Annotated in this window: 16 protein-coding genes and 1 pseudogene; 9 read left to right on the plus strand and 8 right to left on the minus strand. The window is 55.5% G+C overall.

The window, feature by feature from the left end; genetic code table 11:
• Positions 1-24: 24 nt before the first annotated feature.
• Entirely contained in the window at positions 25-1,434 is a 1,410-nt protein-coding gene (gene glnA, locus DAI21_RS04665; RefSeq protein ID WP_095284040.1) for a glutamate--ammonia ligase, read from the minus strand.
• A 389-nt stretch (positions 1,435-1,823) separates the two neighbouring features.
• Between glnA and typA the strand changes: the two genes are divergently transcribed.
• The 5 genes from typA (at position 1,824) to fabY (ending at position 6,699) form a co-directional block, all read left to right on the plus strand.
• Entirely contained in the window at positions 1,824-3,647 is a 1,824-nt protein-coding gene (gene typA, locus DAI21_RS04670; protein ID WP_100778329.1) for a ribosome-dependent GTPase TypA, read from the plus strand.
• A 166-nt stretch (positions 3,648-3,813) separates the two neighbouring features.
• The gene (gene yihX / locus DAI21_RS04675; protein ID WP_100778330.1) at positions 3,814-4,413 is read left to right on the plus strand and encodes a glucose-1-phosphatase; all 600 of its coding nucleotides are present in this window, start codon (positions 3,814-3,816) and stop codon (positions 4,411-4,413) included.
• On the plus strand, positions 4,407-5,279 hold the full coding sequence (locus DAI21_RS04680) for a virulence factor BrkB family protein (protein WP_100778331.1): 873 nt from the start codon (positions 4,407-4,409) through the stop codon (positions 5,277-5,279). Before yihX ends, DAI21_RS04680 begins: the two co-directional genes overlap by 7 nt.
• Entirely contained in the window at positions 5,276-5,713 is a 438-nt protein-coding gene (gene dtd / locus DAI21_RS04685; RefSeq protein WP_107702597.1) for a D-aminoacyl-tRNA deacylase, read from the plus strand. Before DAI21_RS04680 ends, dtd begins: the two co-directional genes overlap by 4 nt.
• Positions 5,714-5,757: 44 nt before the next feature.
• The gene (fabY, locus tag DAI21_RS04690; protein ID WP_157809219.1) at positions 5,758-6,699 is read left to right on the plus strand and encodes a fatty acid biosynthesis protein FabY; all 942 of its coding nucleotides are present in this window, start codon (positions 5,758-5,760) and stop codon (positions 6,697-6,699) included.
• A 3-nt stretch (positions 6,700-6,702) separates the two neighbouring features.
• On the opposite strand, the pseudogene DAI21_RS04695 reads toward fabY, so the two are convergent.
• The 5 genes and pseudogenes from DAI21_RS04695 to fdnG form a co-directional block, all read right to left on the minus strand.
• A pseudogene (locus DAI21_RS04695) lies at positions 6,703-7,634 on the minus strand (alpha/beta hydrolase).
• Between the two features lie 168 nt (positions 7,635-7,802).
• A complete protein-coding gene (gene fdhE / locus DAI21_RS04700) occupies positions 7,803-8,732 on the minus strand; it encodes a formate dehydrogenase accessory protein FdhE (protein ID WP_100778335.1) in 930 nt (309 codons plus the stop codon).
• Positions 8,729-9,364 carry a formate dehydrogenase cytochrome b556 subunit gene (gene fdoI, locus DAI21_RS04705; protein WP_100778336.1) on the minus strand — a complete coding sequence of 212 codons (636 nt, stop codon included), beginning with the start codon at positions 9,362-9,364 and terminating at the stop codon, positions 8,729-8,731. The genes fdhE and fdoI overlap by 4 nt, the downstream gene beginning before the upstream one ends.
• Positions 9,361-10,263: a formate dehydrogenase subunit beta gene (fdxH, locus tag DAI21_RS04710; protein ID WP_100778337.1), complete on the minus strand. Its 903-nt coding sequence runs from the start codon at positions 10,261-10,263 to the stop codon at positions 9,361-9,363. The genes fdoI and fdxH overlap by 4 nt, the downstream gene beginning before the upstream one ends.
• A 12-nt stretch (positions 10,264-10,275) precedes the next feature.
• Positions 10,276-13,326 carry a formate dehydrogenase-N subunit alpha gene (gene fdnG, locus DAI21_RS04715; RefSeq protein ID WP_107702598.1) on the minus strand — a complete coding sequence of 1,017 codons (3,051 nt, stop codon included), beginning with the start codon at positions 13,324-13,326 and terminating at the stop codon, positions 10,276-10,278.
• A gap of 502 nt (positions 13,327-13,828) precedes the next feature.
• Here fdnG and fdhD point away from each other — a divergent pair.
• Positions 13,829-14,665, plus strand: a complete 837-nt coding sequence (gene fdhD / locus DAI21_RS04720; protein ID WP_107702599.1) for a formate dehydrogenase accessory sulfurtransferase FdhD — start codon at positions 13,829-13,831, stop codon at positions 14,663-14,665.
• Positions 14,666-14,777: 112 nt separating this feature from the next.
• Entirely contained in the window at positions 14,778-14,990 is a 213-nt protein-coding gene (locus DAI21_RS04725; RefSeq protein ID WP_100778340.1) for a YdgH/BhsA/McbA-like domain containing protein, read from the plus strand.
• Positions 14,991-15,147: 157 nt separating this feature from the next.
• Here the strand turns inward: DAI21_RS04725 and DAI21_RS04730 are convergent, their stop codons facing one another.
• Positions 15,148-15,471 (minus strand): AzlD domain-containing protein, encoded by a 324-nt coding sequence (locus DAI21_RS04730; RefSeq protein ID WP_107702600.1) that lies wholly within the window; start codon positions 15,469-15,471, stop codon positions 15,148-15,150.
• Complete coding sequence (locus DAI21_RS04735; protein WP_107702601.1) at positions 15,471-16,130, minus strand: AzlC family ABC transporter permease; 660 nt, start codon at positions 16,128-16,130, stop codon at positions 15,471-15,473. The genes DAI21_RS04730 and DAI21_RS04735 overlap by 1 nt, the downstream gene beginning before the upstream one ends.
• A gap of 102 nt (positions 16,131-16,232) precedes the next feature.
• On the opposite strand from DAI21_RS04735, the gene DAI21_RS04740 reads away from it, so the two are divergent.
• Both DAI21_RS04740 and DAI21_RS04745 read left to right on the plus strand, forming a co-directional pair.
• Entirely contained in the window at positions 16,233-16,781 is a 549-nt protein-coding gene (locus DAI21_RS04740) for a helix-turn-helix domain-containing protein (RefSeq protein WP_107702602.1), read from the plus strand.
• 20 nt (positions 16,782-16,801) lie between these two features.
• On the plus strand, positions 16,802-17,797 hold the full coding sequence (locus DAI21_RS04745; protein ID WP_107702603.1) for a LacI family DNA-binding transcriptional regulator: 996 nt from the start codon (positions 16,802-16,804) through the stop codon (positions 17,795-17,797).
• Positions 17,798-17,807 lie beyond the last annotated feature (10 nt).

Raw genomic sequence — 17,807 nt, forward strand, 5'->3', positions numbered from 1 at the left:
GAAAGACGGTGAATCAGATGAAAATTAAACGCTGTAGTACAGTTCGAACTCAACCGGGTGTGGCGTCATGCGAACGCGGTCGTTCTCTTCAATACGCAGTGCGATGTAAGCATCGATAGCGTCGTCAGTGAACACGCCGCCAGCAGTCAGGAACTCACGGTCAGCGTCCAGCGCGTTCAGTGCTTCTTCCAGAGAACCGGCAACCTGTGGGATCTCTTTCGCTTCTTCTGGAGGCAGGTCGTACAGGTTTTTGTCCATCGCTTCGCCTGGGTGGATCTTGTTCTTGATACCATCAAGACCAGCCATCAGCAGCGCTGCGAAGCACAGGTATGGGTTAGCCGCTGGGTCCGGGAAGCGCACTTCGATACGACGCGCTTTTGGAGACGCAACCACTGGAATACGGATAGAAGCAGAACGGTTACGGGCAGAGTAAGCCAGCATTACTGGCGCTTCGTAGCCTGGGACCAGACGCTTATAGGAGTTGGTGGTTGGGTTCGCCAGGGCGTTGATCGCTTTAGCGTGCTTGATGACGCCACCGATGTAGAACAGCGCCTGCTCGGACAGACCCGCATATTTGTCACCAGAGAACAGATTAGTCCCGTTCTTGGAGAGAGACATGTGGCAGTGCATACCGGAACCGTTATCGCCGAACATAGGTTTTGGCATAAAGGTCGCAGTTTTACCGAAGCGGTGTGCAACGTTGTGAACCACATATTTGTAGATCTGAATCTCATCCGCTTTTTTGGTCATGGTGTTAAAGCGGGTTGCGATTTCGTTCTGACCCGCAGTCGCCACTTCGTGGTGATGCGCTTCAACAACCAGGCCCATCTCTTCCATGATCAGACACATGGTAGAACGGATGTCCTGAGAAGAGTCGACCGGAGGAACCGGGAAGTAACCGCCTTTCACGCCTGGACGGTGACCTTTGTTACCACCTTCATATTTGGTGGAGGAGTTCCATGCGCCTTCGATATCGTCGATAGCAACGTGGGAACCGGAGATAGACGCACCAAAGCGAATATCGTCAAACAGGAAGAATTCTGGTTCTGGCCCGAACAGCACGGTGTCCGCGATACCGGTAGAACGCAGGTACTCTTCAGCGCGTTTAGCGATGGAGCGTGGGTCGCGGTCGTAGCCCTGCAGCGTGCCTGGCTCGAGGATGTCGCAACGAATAATCAGGGTAGACTCTTCGTAGAACGGGTCAATGAGCGCAGTGGTTGCGTCTGGCATCAGAACCATGTCGGATTCGTTGATACCTTTCCAGCCGCCGATTGAGGAGCCGTCAAACATTTTGCCTTCTTCAAAGAATTCGGCATTTACCTGATGAGCAGGAATTGTGACGTGCTGTTCTTTACCTTTGGTATCAGTGAAGCGCAGATCAACAAACTTCACTTCGTGTTCGTTCAGCATCGTCAAAACGTGTTCAGCGGACATACGTAACTCTCCCGGATTGGTCATTGTCGTCGTGGTAACGAGGTCTTCAATTCTGTGTAAGGCTGGCGTGGTCGCCATGTTTTTGCCGTATTTTTATAAAGCGAAATCTGTGCCAACTTTTAAATCACCCCAAAAAGGCGTTATCATGCACGTCATAGTGCAAATGAGCTGCACCACGATAGTCATCTTGCACCAGTATAGTGCTTCAGTGTGAACATTGAGCACCATATTGGTGCAATTTCCGTTAAAGTGCACTTTTTACGCTGCGTGAAAGCGATCACAAAGCAACTCTGCGATACTTGTTTGCGGAGGATGTTTGTGATCCTGTTTAGTCCTGCGATTAATCCGTGTACAATAACGCGCTATTTCTAAATGCCTGAGGCAAAGTTGTGATCGAAAATCTGCGTAATATCGCCATCATCGCGCACGTTGACCATGGTAAAACTACCCTGGTTGACAAGCTGCTGCAGCAATCCGGTACCTTCAGTAATGAACGTGCTGAAGCCACCGAACGCGTGATGGACTCCAACGATTTGGAGAAAGAGCGTGGGATTACCATCCTCGCTAAAAACACCGCTATCAAATGGAATGACTACCGTATCAACATCGTTGATACCCCAGGCCACGCCGACTTCGGTGGTGAAGTTGAACGTGTAATGTCCATGGTAGACTCCGTTCTGCTGGTCGTTGACGCAATGGATGGCCCAATGCCGCAGACGCGCTTCGTAACCAAAAAGGCATTCGCCCATGGTTTGAAGCCAATCGTGGTTATCAACAAAGTTGACCGTCCTGGCGCGCGTCCTGACTGGGTTGTGGATCAGGTGTTTGACCTGTTCGTTAACCTCGACGCAAGCGACGAGCAACTCGATTTCCCAATCATCTATGCATCAGCACTGATGGGTATCGCGGGCAACGACCACACTGATATGGCGGAAGACATGACCCCGCTGTACCAGGCGATTGTTGACCACGTTAAAGCACCAAGCGTTGACCTCGATGGTCCGTTCCAGATGCAGATCTCCCAGCTGGATTACAACAACTACGTTGGCGTAATCGGTATCGGTCGCATCAAGCGCGGTAAAGTGAAGCCTAACCAGCAAGTCACTGTCATCGACAGCGAAGGTAAAACCCGCAACGGTAAAGTCGGCAAAGTTCTGACTCACCTCGGTCTGGAGCGTATTGAATCCACCGAAGCCGAAGCAGGCGACATCATCGCGATCACCGGTCTGGGCGAGCTGAACATCTCCGACACCCTTTGCGATCCGCAAAATGTTGAAGCACTGCCAGCGCTGTCTGTTGATGAACCGACTGTAACCATGTTCTTCAACGTCAACACCTCTCCGTTCTGTGGCAAAGAAGGTAAATACGTTACCTCTCGTCAGATCCTTGACCGCCTGAACAAAGAGCTGGTGCACAACGTTGCGCTGCGCGTTGAAGAAACCGAAGATGCGGACGCGTTCCGTGTATCCGGTCGTGGTGAGCTGCACCTGTCCGTTCTTATCGAAAACATGCGTCGTGAAGGCTTCGAACTGGCTGTGTCCCGTCCGAAAGTTATCAACCGTATGATCGATGGCCGTATGCAAGAGCCGTTCGAGAACGTGACGCTGGATATCGAAGAACAGCACCAGGGTTCTGTGATGCAGGCAATGGGTGAGCGTAAGGGCGATGTCAAAGACATGATCCCTGACGGCAAAGGCCGTATTCGTCTGGATTACCTGATCCCGGCACGTGGCCTGATCGGCTTCCGTACCGAGTTCATGACCATGACCTCCGGTACCGGTCTGCTGTACTCCACCTTCAGCCACTACGATGACGTTAAACCGGGTGAAATCGGCCAGCGCCAGAACGGCGTGCTGATCTCTAACGGCCAGGGTAAAGCAGTTGCGTTCGCACTGTTCAGCCTGCAGGACCGCGGTAAGCTGTTCCTGGGTCACGGTGCAGAAGTTTACGAAGGCCAGATCATCGGTATTCACAGTCGTTCTAACGACCTGACTGTAAACTGCCTGACCGGTAAGAAACTGACCAACATGCGTGCTTCCGGTACTGACGAAGCCACCACGCTGGTTCCAGCACAGAAAATGTCTCTTGAGCAGGCTCTGGAATTTATCGATGACGACGAACTGGTAGAAGTTACTCCTACCTCCGTACGTATCCGTAAACGTCACCTGACTGAGAACGACCGTAAACGTGCGGGCCGTGGCAGCAAAGACTAATACGACTCCTCTCTGAGGTATGTCGTGCGAAAAGCCGCTGAATATCAGCGGCTTTTTTATTGGAGTGAATTCCCTAACGCTCTCATGCGCTAAGCTGAATCTGACGCATAGCCAAAGCCTATCTTTCCCGCTACAGTTATTTCTCCACGGCGCGAAGGAGATAAACATGCTTTATATCTTTGACTTAGGAAATGTCATCGTCGATATCGATTTTAATCGAGTGCTGGGTGCATGGAGCGATTTTAGCCGTGTGCCGCTGGCGACCCTGAAACAGAATTTCACCATGGGAGAGGCATTTCACCAGCATGAGCGGGGGGAAATCAGCGATGAAGCCTTCGCTGAAGCCATGTGTCACGAGATGGATCTGCCCTTGAGCTACGAGCAGTTTGCTCACGGCTGGCAGGCGGTATTTGTGGCACTTCGCCCGGAGGTCATCGACACCATGAACAAGCTTCGCGAACAGGGGCATCGCGTGGTCGTGCTGTCCAATACCAATCGTCTGCACACCACGTTCTGGCCTGGTGAGTATCCACAAATCCAGCACGCTGCAGATAAAATTTACCTGTCTCAGGAGATGGGCATGCGCAAACCTGAGGCGCGAATTTATCAGGCCGTCTTGCAGGCAGAAGGATTCTCTGCCGCCGATACGGTCTTTTTTGACGATAACGCCGATAATATAGAGGGAGCTAACCAGTTGGGTATCACGTCGATCCTGGTCACAGGGAAAGAGACGATACCGAACTACTTTGCGAAGCAGTTATGTTAAAAACCGTTCATCAAAAAGCCACACACCATACGCGTCCGTTTCGGGCGTGGATCAAACTGCTCTGGCAGAGGATTGATGAGGACAACATGACCACGCTGGCGGGCAATCTCGCTTACGTGTCGTTGCTCTCATTGGTTCCGCTGGTGGCGGTGATTTTCGCGTTGTTCTCTGCGTTTCCGATGTTTGCCGATGTGAGTCTGCAGCTGCGCCACTTTGTGTTTGCTAACTTTATTCCCGCCACTGGGGACGTAATTCAGGGGTATATCGAGCAGTTCGTTGCCAACTCCAGCAAGATGACCGCCGTGGGCGCCTGCGGGCTGATCGTGACCGCTCTGCTGCTGATGTATGCCATCGATAGTGCGCTGAATACCATCTGGCACAGCAAGCGCGTGCGGCCAAAAGTTTACTCGTTTGCCGTTTACTGGATGATTCTGACGCTGGGGCCGCTGCTGGCCGGGGCCAGTCTGGCGATCAGCTCTTATCTTCTGTCATTACGCTGGGCGAGCGATTTAAACAGCGTCATCGACAACGTGTTACGCATCTTCCCGCTGATCCTCTCCTGGCTCTCATTCTGGCTGCTTTACAGCGTGGTGCCGACCACACAGGTGCCTAACCGGGACGCTATTGTTGGGGCGCTGGTGGCGGCAATCCTGTTCGAGCTGGGCAAAAAAGGGTTTGCACTCTACATCACCATGTTCCCGTCGTATCAGCTGATTTATGGCGTGCTGGCGGTGATCCCGATTTTGTTTGTCTGGGTATACTGGACCTGGTGTATCGTCTTGCTAGGTGCCGAAATAACTGTCACTCTCGGTGAATACCGCAAACTCAAACAAGCCGCAGAACAAGAAGAAGCAGACCAACCATGATTGCATTGATTCAGCGCGTAACCCGTGCCAGCGTCACCGTGGAGGATGAGGTGACGGGTGAAATTGGCCCAGGACTTTTGGTGTTGTTAGGTGTCGAAAAGGATGACGACGAACAAAAAGCGAATCGTCTGTGTGAGCGCGTGCTTGGGTATCGCATTTTTGGCGATGCCGACGGGAAGATGAACCTGAACGTTCAGCAGGCGGGGGGTAGCGTGCTGGTGGTGTCTCAGTTTACCCTGGCCGCCGACACGGAACGCGGCATGCGTCCGGGCTTCTCCAAAGGTGCCGCGCCCGACCGTGCTGAAGCACTTTACGAATACTTTGTTGAACGGTGTCGTCAACAGGAAATGAATACGCAAACCGGACGATTTGCTGCAGATATGCAGGTGTCGCTGGTGAACGATGGCCCCGTCACATTCTGGCTCCAGGTATGAGCCAGCTGGCGGCATGGCCGCGGGTAACAAGAGAGAGTACAGCTATGTATCACCTTCGAGTACCGCAAACAGAAGAAGAATTAGAGGTTTACTACCATTTTCGCTGGGAAATGCTGCGTAAGCCGTTACATCAGCCGAAAGGCTCCGAGCGCGATGCCTGGGATGCGATGGCGCATCATCAGATGGTGGTCGACGAAGAGGGCAACCTTGTTGCCGTCGGGCGTTTATATATCAATGCCGACAATGAAGCCTCAATCCGTTTTATGGCTGTGCATCCGTCCGTACAGGACAAAGGGCTTGGCACCCTGATGGCGATGACTCTTGAGTCCGTTGCCCGTCAGGAGGGCGTTAAACGCGTCACCTGTAGCGCCCGCGAAGACGCCGTGGAGTTTTTCTCCAAGCTGGGTTTCGTCAATGAAGGCGAAATTACCGCGCCGCAAACCACCCCGATTCGTCATTTTTTGATGATCAAACCCATCGCCACCCTTGATGACATTCTCCACCGCGCCGACTGGTGCGGGCAGCTGCAGCAGGCCTGGTATCAGCATATTCCGCTGAGCGAAAAGATGGGCGTGCGCATCCAGCAATACACCGGGCAAAAATTCATTACCACCATGCCGGAAATCGGCAATCAGAACCCGCACCATACCCTGTTCGCAGGCAGCCTGTTCTCGCTGGCCACCTTGACCGGCTGGGGGCTGATCTGGCTGATGCTGCGCGAAAGACACCTTGGCGGCACCATTATTCTCGCCGATGCGCATATCCGCTACAGCAGCCCTATCAGCGGTAAACCGAGCGCAGTCGCGGACTTAGGCTCCCTCAGCGGTGACCTGGACCGTCTGGCGCGTGGGCGTAAAGCCCGCGTGCAGATGCAGGTCGAGCTGTTTGGCGATGAAGCGCCAGGCGCCATTTTCGAAGGCACCTATCTCGTGCTGCCAGCGAAGCCGTTTGGCCCTTACGAAGAGGGCGGGAACGAGGAGGAATAACCCTCATTCTTGCGACCTCTCCCGGCCTGGTGAGCTGACTCGCCAGGCCACATCCCGCATCACGTCTCGCGCTGACTGGCTAACTCCGCCTAACTGAAAGAAACCATGTATGACACCCGACCAGCGCTGACACGTACAGGTGACGCCCTGTTCCGTCATTCGCTGAAAGAGTGCTTCGCCTTCATCACAAAGCGGATCAAACTCGGCGGTGATGATATGCGTCTGGGGCAGCCCGTTAAGGTCGTCACGCCATAGCGGACTGGCTTCAGGATGAAGACGGTCGGTTCCTGAAAGATATAACTCGTAACCGCTGAGAAGCGTATCGCGAGTAATGACATAGTCCGCACCGTTGCGGATATAGCTTTCAAAATACGCCGTCGAGTCGAGCATGGGATAGATCAGAATTAACTGTGCCGGCTGCCATTCCCTTGCCGCCTTGAGTCGCAGCGCAGTCACCAGCGCCAGATGCCCCCCGCGCTATCACCGGCGAGGGTAATTTGATTTTTATCGATGCCAAACCGATCGGCATAGTGCCAGACCAGACACGCGGCTTTTTCAGCATCGTTATGGGCGGCGGGGAAGGTGTATTCCGGTGCCAGACGATACTGCACGGCAACGATCCGACAGCGGCTGTAGTAAGCCAGCTGACGTAACTGGCCATCATGAGTCTCAAAGCCGCCGCTGATAAAGCACCCGCCGTGATAATAGACAACCGTCGGTAAAATCTCAGGGGCATTGAGCGGCGAATAAACCCTAAACCGCATCCCTTCAAGTTCGACAGACTCGACGTGAACGCGCGTTTCCGTTTCGCCTGCCAGCACCGTGCTCGCGACATACCCTGCGCGCCGGTCATCAATATTCTGCTCTCGTGCAGAGGGGCGCCCGGCCGCGATAAACCCCTGAACCAGTTCAGCAATCCCTTTTTCCAGTGCCATAATTCTTTCCGGTTATCTGTATGGATATACAGCGTTATAGCCTGGTTTGTTGCAAAAGAAAACGGGGATTTTGGTGGGGGTTGGAATCTCGAACGCGGCTCGCAAAATGGAGCATGAAGGCAGATGCAGGCCGGGCAACCTTGCGTCGCCCGGCACTGTTACAGAAAACTACTCCCCTTCACCCGGGAACAAGAACGGGTTGATTGAGCTGCGGGCGAAGCCCTCTTGCTCCATCCGCGCGTCGAGTACCAGCGTGGCGAGGTCGTCTGCGACAGCTTCCACTTTCGGGTCTTTTTCCTGATAGAGAATTTTCAGGTAGGTCCCGCAGTCACCGCAGCTTTCGGCTTTAACGGCCGCATTCTCGTTTTCCAGCGACCAGTAGTTCAGATCGCGGGTCTGTTCGCAGTTGCTGCATTTGATGCGCACCACGTGCCACTCGGTTTCACACAGGTTGCAGTGCAGATAACGCAAGCCTTGCGTGGTGCCGATTTGCACCATGCTGGTCACGGGCATCGAGCCACACACCGGGCAGAACTGACGGGCTTCACCGTATTCTGCACGCGCTTTACCCGGAATCAGGCTCGCCATTTGCGCCCAGTAGAGCGACAGGGCGGCCCAGATAAAGGGCGCTTTATCGCTACTGACCAGGGAAAAATCGGAGGCAAACAGCGCGCTCGCCATCTCTTCCAGCTCCAGATCGGAGGCTTTTTCCAGATTCTCGATCACCGCCAGCGCAGGGCCGCTCATCTCAGGCTTCAGCTCGGCAATCAGCGAGTGCAGCAGCTTTTGCCAGTGCTTGTCGCGCGGCAGAACGTGAATATCCAGCGGCGGTTTGCCCTGCTCGTTGGCTTCTTTGATGCGCGCGGTGAGGTCCATTTGCAGCGGGTGGTCGTACAGCACCACTTCCTGCGCGTGGGCGATCAGCGCGGCAAAGCGCAGAAATTCACCGAGCGGATTGTTCTCTGCCAGCTCGCGCAGACGCTCTGCGCGGCGGTTGTAGAGGTTCTTGAGTCTGGGGAATAACAACGGCGGAATGTACTCCGCCGTGCGTTTCTCGCTCGAACCCAGCTCATCTTGCGGGATTATGCGAATACTCATTCAGTTTTCTTTTCCGTTGTCTTGCGGACCTCACGGTACCAGCGCGGGTGATGTTTCTTCGCCCACGTACTGGTAACCCATCCTTCCACCATCGCGGTAATAGTGCCTTTCACCCATAGGGCGGCGTAGATATGCACCATGATAACCACAATTAACGCGACTGCGGCAAATGAATGCAGCATCAGCGCAAATCGGATCACCGGGATTGAGAAAGCGGGCGCAAAATACGGACGCCAGATAATCACGCCGCTCACCAGCAACAGGACCAGGAAGATAATCGCCGCCCAGAATACGCATTTCTGGCCGAAGTTATAACGCCCGGTATCACCCACTTCCTCGTTGACGACGATCTTACGAATATTCTTCGCCCAAAAGATATCATCCCGATTGATTAGGTTATGGTGCCAGTAGCGGAAAAACATGATGATAAACGAGGCAAACATAATCACGCCGACAAACGGGTGCAGAATACGCGCCAGCTGCGGTGTGCCCATGATTTGCATCAGCCAGTTAAAGGACGGGAAGAAAAATCCCAGCCCGCTTATCGCCGCCAGCATGAAGCAGAAGGCGGTGACCCAGTGGTTGATACGTTCCGGCGCTGTGTAGCGCACGATGGTGTCACGTCTTTTCATTTGCGCACCTCGTCTTTCTCTTCATGCAGATTGTCGTCTTCCTCTTCCGCGCGGTTCGGGCCGACACCGACATAGTGGAAGATGCTGGCGGCAAAGGTTGCAGCGAAGCCAACGGCGGCCAGCGGTTTCCAGATGCCTTTCCAGAATTTAACGGTCGCGCTGATTTCCGGGTTCTCCGGCAGGCCGTGATACAGATTCGGCTTGTCGGCATGGTGCAGCACATACATGACGTGCGTACCGCCAACGCCCGCCGGATCGTACAGACCGGCGTTGTCGTAACCACGGGTTTTCAGCTCGGCGACGCGCTCGCCCGCCAGGGTTTTCATATCCTCTTTGGAGCCAAAGTGAATGGCCCCCGTCGGACAGGTTTTCACGCAGGCCGGCTCCTGGCCGACATTCACGCGGTCGACGCACAGCGTACATTTATAGACGCGGTTGTCTTCCGGGTTCAGTCGCGGCACGTTGAACGGGCAGCCCGCAATGCAGTAGCCGCAGCCGATACACTGTTCAGACTGGAAGTCGACGATGCCATTGGCATACTGAATGATAGCCCCTTCGGACGGACACGCCTTCAGGCAGCCCGGATCGGCGCAGTGCATACAGCCATCCTTGCGGATTAGCCACTCCAGTTTGTCGTCCTGTTCCACTTCTGAGAAACGCATCACCGTCCAGGACTTGGCGGTCAAATCGGCGGGGTTGTCGTACACCCCGACGTTATGACCCACTTCGTCACGGATATCGTTCCACTCGGAACACGCCACCTGACAGGCTTTGCAGCCGATACAGGTGGTGACGTCAATGAGCTTCGCCACTTCCTGCTGGTGGTCCCGCGCCTGAGGCGCGGGCGTGAAGCCGTTAGTCGCGGAACGACGAATGATGTCTTGCGATTGATAAGCCATAAGTCGTCTCCGTTACACCTTTTCCACGTTTACCAGGAAGGCTTTGAACTCCGGCGTCTGCGTGTTCGCATCACCGACGAACGGTGTCAGGGTGTTGGCAATAAAGCCTTTCTTCGCCACGCCCTCGTAACCCCAGTGAATCGGGATGCCGATGGTATCCACCTGTTGCCCATGAACATTCAGCGTGCGAATACGTTTGGTCACCACCGCCTTGGCTTTGATGTAGCCACGGTTAGAGGAGACTTTCACCGTATCGCCGTGCGCGATGCCGAGCTTATTCGCCAGCTTCTCACCGATCTCCACGAACTGTTCCGGCTGCGCGATGGCGTTAAGCAGCGCGTGTTTGGTCCAGTAGTGGAAGTGCTCGGTCAGACGGTACGTGGTGCCGACGTACGGGAACTTATCTTTTTTACCCAGCGCTTCAAAATCGCCTTTGAAGATACGGGCGGCCGGGTTTGAGATCACGTTCGGGTGCAGCGGGTTGGTTCCCAGCGGCGTTTCAAACGGCTCGTAGTGTTCCGGGAAGGGACCTTCAGCCATTTTATCGATGGCAAACAGGCGGCCCATGCCTTCTGGCTGCATGATAAACGGCCCGACATCACTGCCCGGTGCGGCGGCGCTGTAGTCCGGAATATCCACGCCGCCCCATTTCACGCCGTCCCACTTCAGGAGCTGGCGTTTCGGATCCCACGGTTTACCCTGCGGGTCTGCGGAAGCACGGTTATACAGAATGCGGCGGTTCAGCGGCCACGCCCACGCCCAGCCCAGCGTATTGCCGAGGCCCGACGGATCGGCGTTGTCGCGGTTCGCCATCTGGTTGCCCTTCGGCGTCCAGCTTCCGGCGAAGATCCAGCAGCCACTGGCGGTTGAGCCGTCGTCGCGCAGATGCGCAAAGGTGCTCAGCTGATCGCCTTTCTTCGCCAGGACGGTGCCAGTGGCCGGATCAACCACATCCGCCAGCGCTTTACCGTTACTCTCCATCGCCACCTCTTCAGGGGCAGGGTTTTCAGGCGTTGAATAGTTCCAGGTCATGTTCAGAACCTGCTCTGGAGTCGCGCCGCCTTCGGCTTCGTACATCTTGCGCATGCGCAGGAAGATACCGGCCAGAATCTCGCCGTCGTTCATGGCGATGCCCGGGGCGTCCGCACCTTTCCAGTGCCACTGCAGCCAGCGACCAGAGTTAACGATAGAACCGTTCTCTTCGGCGAAGCAGGTGGATGGCAGGCGGAACACTTCCGTCTGAATTTTCGCTGGATCGACGTCGTTCGATTCACCGTGGTTCTGCCAGAAGGTCGAGGTTTCGGTATTGAGCGGATCAATCGTTACCAGGAATTTCAGTTTCGATAGCGACTCTACCACCTTGTTCTTGTTCGGGAACGAGGCGACCGGGTTAAAGCCCTGGCACAGATAGCCGTTCACTTTGCCCTGGTGCATCATGTCGAAATACTGCAGAACGTCGTAACCCTTGTCCCACTTCGGCAGCCAGTCAAAGCCCCAGCTGTTTTCTGCTGTCGCTTTATCGCCGTAGAAGGCTTTCATCATCGAGACGAAGAATTTCGGGTAGTTGCCCCAGTAGTTCACCTGGCCTTCCAGCAGCGGTTTCGGCGTGTTGGCGGTCAGATAGGTCTGGAGGTCGGTCTGTTTTTCGCTTGGCAGCGTCATGTAGCCCGGCAGGCTCTGCGACAGCAGGCCCAGGTCCGTCAGCCCCTGAATGTTGGAGTGACCGCGCAGGGCGTTCACGCCGCCGCCTGCCATCCCCATATTGCCGAGCAGCAGCTGAACCATCGCCATGGTGCGGATGTTCTGCGCCCCGATGGAGTGCTGCGTCCAGCCCAGCGCGTAAAGGAACGACGCGGTTTTATCGTGAGCACTGGTTTCGGCGATGTACTCGCAGACTTTCAGGAAGTCGGCTTTCGGCGTGCCGCAGATGTTTTCGACCACGTCCGGCGTATAGCGGGAAACGTGCGTTTTCAGCAGGTTCCACACGCAGCGCGGGTGGGTAAGGGTGGTATCGCGTTTCGCAAAGCCGTTTTCGTCCAGCTCGTAGTTCCAGCTGGTTTTGTCGTATTTGCGTTTTTCGGCGTCGTAACCGCTGAACAGACCGTCTTCAAAGCTATAGTCCTCACGCACGATCAGGCTGGCGTTGGTGTAAGCCTCGGTATATTCACGGTTATATTTTTCGTTAGTCATCAGGTACAGCAATACGCCTGACAGGAAAGTAATGTCAGTACCTGAGCGAATAGGGGTGTAGAAATCCGCCACTGACGCTGTACGCGTAAAGCGGGGATCGATCACAATCAGTTTCGCGCCATTGTGGATTTTGGCTTCCATCGCCCAGCGGAATCCCACCGGATGCGCTTCTGCCGCGTTTCCACCCATCACAATGATGAGGTTAGCGTTTTTGATGTCGACCCAGTGGTTGGTCATCGCACCGCGACCAAATGTTGGAGCAAGACTTGCTACCGTTGGTCCGTGTCAGACACGCGCCTGGTTGTCGACCGCGAGCATACCGAGTGCGCGCGTAAATTTCTGGGTTAAATACCCGGTTTCATTGCTGGATGCGGAGGCACAAAGCATGCCCGTGGAGAGCCAGCGGTTAACGGTGACGCCATCGGCATTCTGCGCGATAAAGTTCGCATCACGGTCTTCTTTCATCAGTTTGGCGATACGGTCAAATGCCGTTTCCCAGCTGATTTGCTGCCATTTATCGGAGCCAGGGGCGCGATATTCCGGGAATTTGAGGCGGCTTTCGGAGTGGATAAAGTCCACCAGACCGGCACCTTTCGGGCACAGCGCACCACGGTTGACCGGATGATCCGGGTCACCTTCGATATGGAAGATGGATGCTTTAGCGTTTTTCGCGCCGTCGCCGAGGCTATACATTAACAGCCCACAACCGACAGAGCAGTACGTACAGGTATTACGGGTTTCACGGGTGCGCAGCAGTTTGTACTGCCGCGTTTCCGCCAGCGCTACACCAGGGGCAAAGCCCAGCGCCGCTGCCGTCGTGCCTGCCATACCGCCAGCGCAGATCTTAAAGAACTGCCTTCTGCTGACCTGCATGGGTCACTCCTTGTTTACGACATTGCTCCCTCTTCATATTTCGCGCTGCAGGTGCGTTGGCTGCGTTCTCTTACTCAGCCGCTTACGTAGGTAAGCGTCTGGGGATTCGCTCAATTGCCGCCTTCCAGCAACACGAACTATTTAGGGAGGTTATTGTTTTTGCGCATGATTGCAAAACAACCATAACGCTTAAAATTTGATGTATTCCCTCAATTCCACGAGGGATATGATTTCAGAATACCACAATGTCGGTAAGCCTGTTCCGGTGCGGTTAATACAAAGTGAACGTATTATCACTCTGATGATTATAAAGTGTGACATTGATCACATTGTGACCCTGGCTTGTTAAAGGCGTGTATCAGCGCGTCTGTTGTGCCACTCCCAAATGAGTAGGTAAACTTGTGGGGTATGGCTGCCGAAAAGTTGATCCATACTATGCGCACGGCCTGCGGTTTATGATGCAATAGCAGGCTCACCTTTGTGGTTGCTCAGGAATACCGTTGTGTCAAAACAGAATCGTGATACCCATTCGTCTCCCTTGCCTGCGGGCGTGGTGGAGCAAGTGGTACACAGACCCCCTCACATTACCCACGGAATCCCCGATTTTCTGGCGGAAGAAGTGCCTGTTGCCCTGGTCTACAACGGTATCTCCCACGTCGTGATGATGGCCTCGCCCAAAGATCTTGAGCTGTTCGCGATTGGTTTTTCGCTTTCGGAAGGCATTATCGAACACCCGCAGGAGATCTTCGGCATGGATGTCGTTCAGGTCTGTAACGGCCTGGAAGTGCAAATCGAACTCTCCAGCCGTCGTTTTATGGGGCTGAAAGAGCGCCGACGCGCGCTGGCCGGGCGCACAGGCTGCGGCGTATGCGGCGTCGAGCAACTGAACGATATCGGTAAGCCGATTGTCCCGCTGCCGTTTACCCAGACCTTCAATCTTAAACATCTCGATCACGCCCTGGAGCATCTCAACGACGTCCAGCCGATAGGGCAACTGAGCGGCTGTACGCACGCGGCCGCATGGGTTCTTCCGTCGGGGAATATTGCAGGCGGTCATGAGGATGTTGGGCGTCACGTCGCGCTGGATAAACTGCTGGGACGTCGTGCCGGAGAAAGCGAAACCTGGCTGCAGGGTGCGGCGCTGGTTTCGAGCCGGGCGAGCTATGAGATGGTGCAAAAGGCGGCCATGTGTGGCGTCGAAATTCTGTTTGCCGTCTCGGCGGCGACCACCCTGGCGGTGGAGGTGGCACAGCGCTGCAACCTGACGCTGGTGGGGTTCTGCAAACCGGGTCGCGTCACCATTTATACGCATCCGAAGCGTTTAATTATTGATCAGTAAATTTGAAAGACTTTAGCAAATCCTTCCGCTTTTAGTTGTTGATGATGAGGCCTATTATTATCACATCAAGGCAAAACGCCTTATCCAAACAACTTACTGAAGGATTTACATCATGAAAAACATCAAAACTTTTGTTGCAGTTATCGCTCTTGCCGCTTCTTTCGGTTCTTTCGCTGCTCAGACCGTAACCGCAACCGCCTCGACCATTGACGGCGCAGAAGCGAAAATTGCCGCTCAGGCAGAACAGGCCGGTGCTGCTTCTTACACCATCACCCAGGCTTTCTCAGGTAACCGTGTTCACATGACCGCTGAACTGAACAAATAAGACCATAGCCACTGTCCCCTGCTCATTCGGGCAGGGACAGGTTTTCCCCTCTCCGCAGTAACGCCATCCCCCCTCGTAGCCCATCTTTCCGCTCAACAGAACGCTAAAAATGACGCGGTCTTGTCGACTCGCGCGCCATGAGAGCGAATCTCTTTCATCAATGCAAACCGGCCACGCGCAACAGCGCCGTCACGACTGCAGCAGAGATAATCACGACGATCAGCGGCACTTTACGCCACGCCAGGAACACGGCGAAGGCCACGCCTAAGACTCGCGCCATGCCGGCAAAATGTTCGCCTTCGTAGAAGGTGGTTGCCAGCGCCACGGAAAAGAGCAGCACCGTTGCCGCATCCGACAGCAGCGCTTGCGAGCGCTCGGACAGCGCCAGGCGATTGCCAAGCTTTGCACCACCAAGGCGCATCAGATAGGTTCCCGCCGATAAAATCGCAATGCCGAGAATAAAGAAGGTCATGTGTTCCATTATTTTTTCCTCGCCGCCAGACCCAGTAACGACAGCAGCACCGGCAAACCGACCGGCGCGAATGGCACTGCGGCCAGCGACAGCGCTGCGCCGCTGCAGGCGCGGATCAGCGTGGTGCGGTTTTTAAAGGCCGGGACGACTAACGCCAGCAAAATCGCCGGGAATACGGCGTCGAGACCGATGGTTTCAGGCGCAGGCAGCAGCTTGCCGACCATCGCCCCCAGCAGTGTCCCCAGCGGCCAGATGATTGCCACGCCTAGCCCGCATAGCCAGTAGGCGGCTTTGCGCTGCTCGGGGGTTTTTTGCGACAAACCAAACACCACGCTTTCGTCGTTCATAATGTGGCAGCCGAGGAAGCTCAGGCCGCGCTTACCCACCAGTTCGCGCACCGTAACGCCAAACGGAACGTGGCGGGCATTCACCAGCAAACCCGCCGCCGCCGCCGCAAGCGGATTACCGCCGCTGGCCACGATGCCGATAAACATGAATTCCGACGCGCCCGCGAGCACGGTAATGGAGAGCACAAACGGCACCCACACCGGGAAGCCGTAAGCCATCGCCAGCGAGCCGTAGGACATGCCGACGACGCCCACGGCGAGACACACCAGAACGATCGCTTTGACCGTGTCGCCTTTCAGACAGGAGAGAGAGTTCTTCATACATTTTTAGCCATATCGAACGAGTATCCATTATAATGAACGCATCAATATCGTTTTTCAAGATGAACGATTCGTTCGATTTATAGAACAAGAGGCCGTTTTATGACGCAGCCAATCAGCGTGATCGCGAAAAGCCTGGTGCGGGAGCGCCTGCGAACCGGGCTGTCGCTGGCAGAAATCGCACGCCGCGCCGGGATTGCTAAATCCACCCTTTCGCAGCTGGAATCCGGGAATGGCAATCCCAGTCTGGAAACGCTCTGGTCGCTGTGCGTGGCGCTGGGGATCCCGTTTGCGCGCCTGTTAGAGCCGCAGCAGCCCACCACTCAGGTGATCCGCCGGGGTGAAGGGACCAAAGTGATTGCCGAGCAGGCGAACTATCAGGCGATTTTACTAGCCGCCTGTCCGCCGGGCGCACGCCGCGATGTCTATCTGCTGATGACCCAGCCGGGTGCAGACCGCATTTCGCAGCCGCATCCGCCGGGTTCCGTAGAGCACATTATCGTCACCCAGGGACGGGCGCTGATCGGCCTGACTGACGCTCCGGAAGATCTGGGCGAGGGCGATTACATTTGCTATCCCGCCGATCAACCGCATATCTTCAAGGCGCTGGAACCGGATACCCACGCGCTTTTAGTGGCGGAACAAAACTAACCTCTCGGACACGGAAAATCATGTCGCTCAAAGCCATTGCCAAAGAACTGGGGCTGTCTGTTACGACGGTCAGCCGCGCCCTCAACGGATATGACGACGTTTCTCGCGAAACCCGGGCGCGGGTGGAAGCCGAAGCGCAGCGCCGTGGCTATCGGCCAAACACCTTTGCCCGCCGCCTGAAGATGGGCAAAATCGACGCCGTCGGGCTGGTTTTTCCCGTGCATCCGGTTCCGCTCAATAACAGCGTTTTTATGGACATGGTCGGCGAAATTAGCCACGAACTGGCGCGACATGAGATTGATTTACTGCTGATCGCCGACGATGACCTTGCCGATAAACACAGCTACATGCGCATGGTGCAAAGCCGCCGTGTGGATGCCCTGATTGTCGCGCATACCCTCGATCAGGACCCGCGCCTTGCGCAGCTTCAGGACGCCGGTTTTCCGTTCCTCGCCCTGGGCCGCAGCCAGTTGCCAAAACCTTACGCATGGTTTGATTTTGATAACTATGCCGGGACCTATCGTGCCACGCGCTGGCTGATCGACAAGGGCCATCAGCGCATCGCCCTGCTGGGCGAAAGTAATAATCAGGCGTTTATCACCCAGCGCCGTCTCGGGTATCTCGACGCCCTCCGCGAAGCTGGGTTATCCAGCGAATGGCTGCGCGCGATGCCGCCGTCACGCCGCGCGGGCTATACCACGACGCTTGAGCTTCTTGCACTGCCGAATCCGCCGACGGCGATTGTGACTGACTGCAACACCCACGGCGACGGCGCGGCTATGGCGCTGGCGCAGCAGGGGCGGCTGACCGGCAGCGACCCGGTTTCGCTGGTGGTGTATGACGGCCTGCCGCAGGACAGCATTGTCGACGCCGACGTAGCGGCGGTGATTCAGTCCACCCGCGAGGGCGTGGGCAAGCAGATCGCTGACATGGTGCGCCAGCTCATCAATGGCGATGATCTCTCCCATCTTCAGGTGCTCTGGCAGCCTGAATTTTCACCAGGCCAGACGGCCTAAATCACCGCAA

It is taken from the genome of Lelliottia sp. WB101, from assembly GCF_003051885.1.
Lineage (GTDB): Bacteria > Pseudomonadota > Gammaproteobacteria > Enterobacterales > Enterobacteriaceae > Enterobacter > Enterobacter nimipressuralis.

Coding starts and splice junctions, on each gene's coding strand:
- glnA (WP_095284040.1), bottom strand. CDS start 1,434: ATGTCCGCTGAACACGTTTTGACGATGCTGAACGAACACGAAGTGAAG.
- yihX (WP_100778330.1), top strand. CDS start 3,814: ATGCTTTATATCTTTGACTTAGGAAATGTCATCGTCGATATCGATTTT.
- DAI21_RS04680 (WP_100778331.1), top strand. CDS start 4,407: ATGTTAAAAACCGTTCATCAAAAAGCCACACACCATACGCGTCCGTTT.
- dtd (WP_107702597.1), top strand. CDS start 5,276: ATGATTGCATTGATTCAGCGCGTAACCCGTGCCAGCGTCACCGTGGAG.
- fabY (WP_157809219.1), top strand. CDS start 5,758: ATGTATCACCTTCGAGTACCGCAAACAGAAGAAGAATTAGAGGTTTAC.
- fdhE (WP_100778335.1), bottom strand. CDS start 8,732: ATGAGTATTCGCATAATCCCGCAAGATGAGCTGGGTTCGAGCGAGAAA.
- fdoI (WP_100778336.1), bottom strand. CDS start 9,364: ATGAAAAGACGTGACACCATCGTGCGCTACACAGCGCCGGAACGTATC.
- fdxH (WP_100778337.1), bottom strand. CDS start 10,263: ATGGCTTATCAATCGCAAGACATCATTCGTCGTTCCGCGACTAACGGC.
- DAI21_RS04725 (WP_100778340.1), top strand. CDS start 14,778: ATGAAAAACATCAAAACTTTTGTTGCAGTTATCGCTCTTGCCGCTTCT.
- DAI21_RS04730 (WP_107702600.1), bottom strand. CDS start 15,471: ATGGAACACATGACCTTCTTTATTCTCGGCATTGCGATTTTATCGGCG.
- DAI21_RS04735 (WP_107702601.1), bottom strand. CDS start 16,130: ATGAAGAACTCTCTCTCCTGTCTGAAAGGCGACACGGTCAAAGCGATC.
- DAI21_RS04740 (WP_107702602.1), top strand. CDS start 16,233: ATGACGCAGCCAATCAGCGTGATCGCGAAAAGCCTGGTGCGGGAGCGC.
- DAI21_RS04745 (WP_107702603.1), top strand. CDS start 16,802: ATGTCGCTCAAAGCCATTGCCAAAGAACTGGGGCTGTCTGTTACGACG.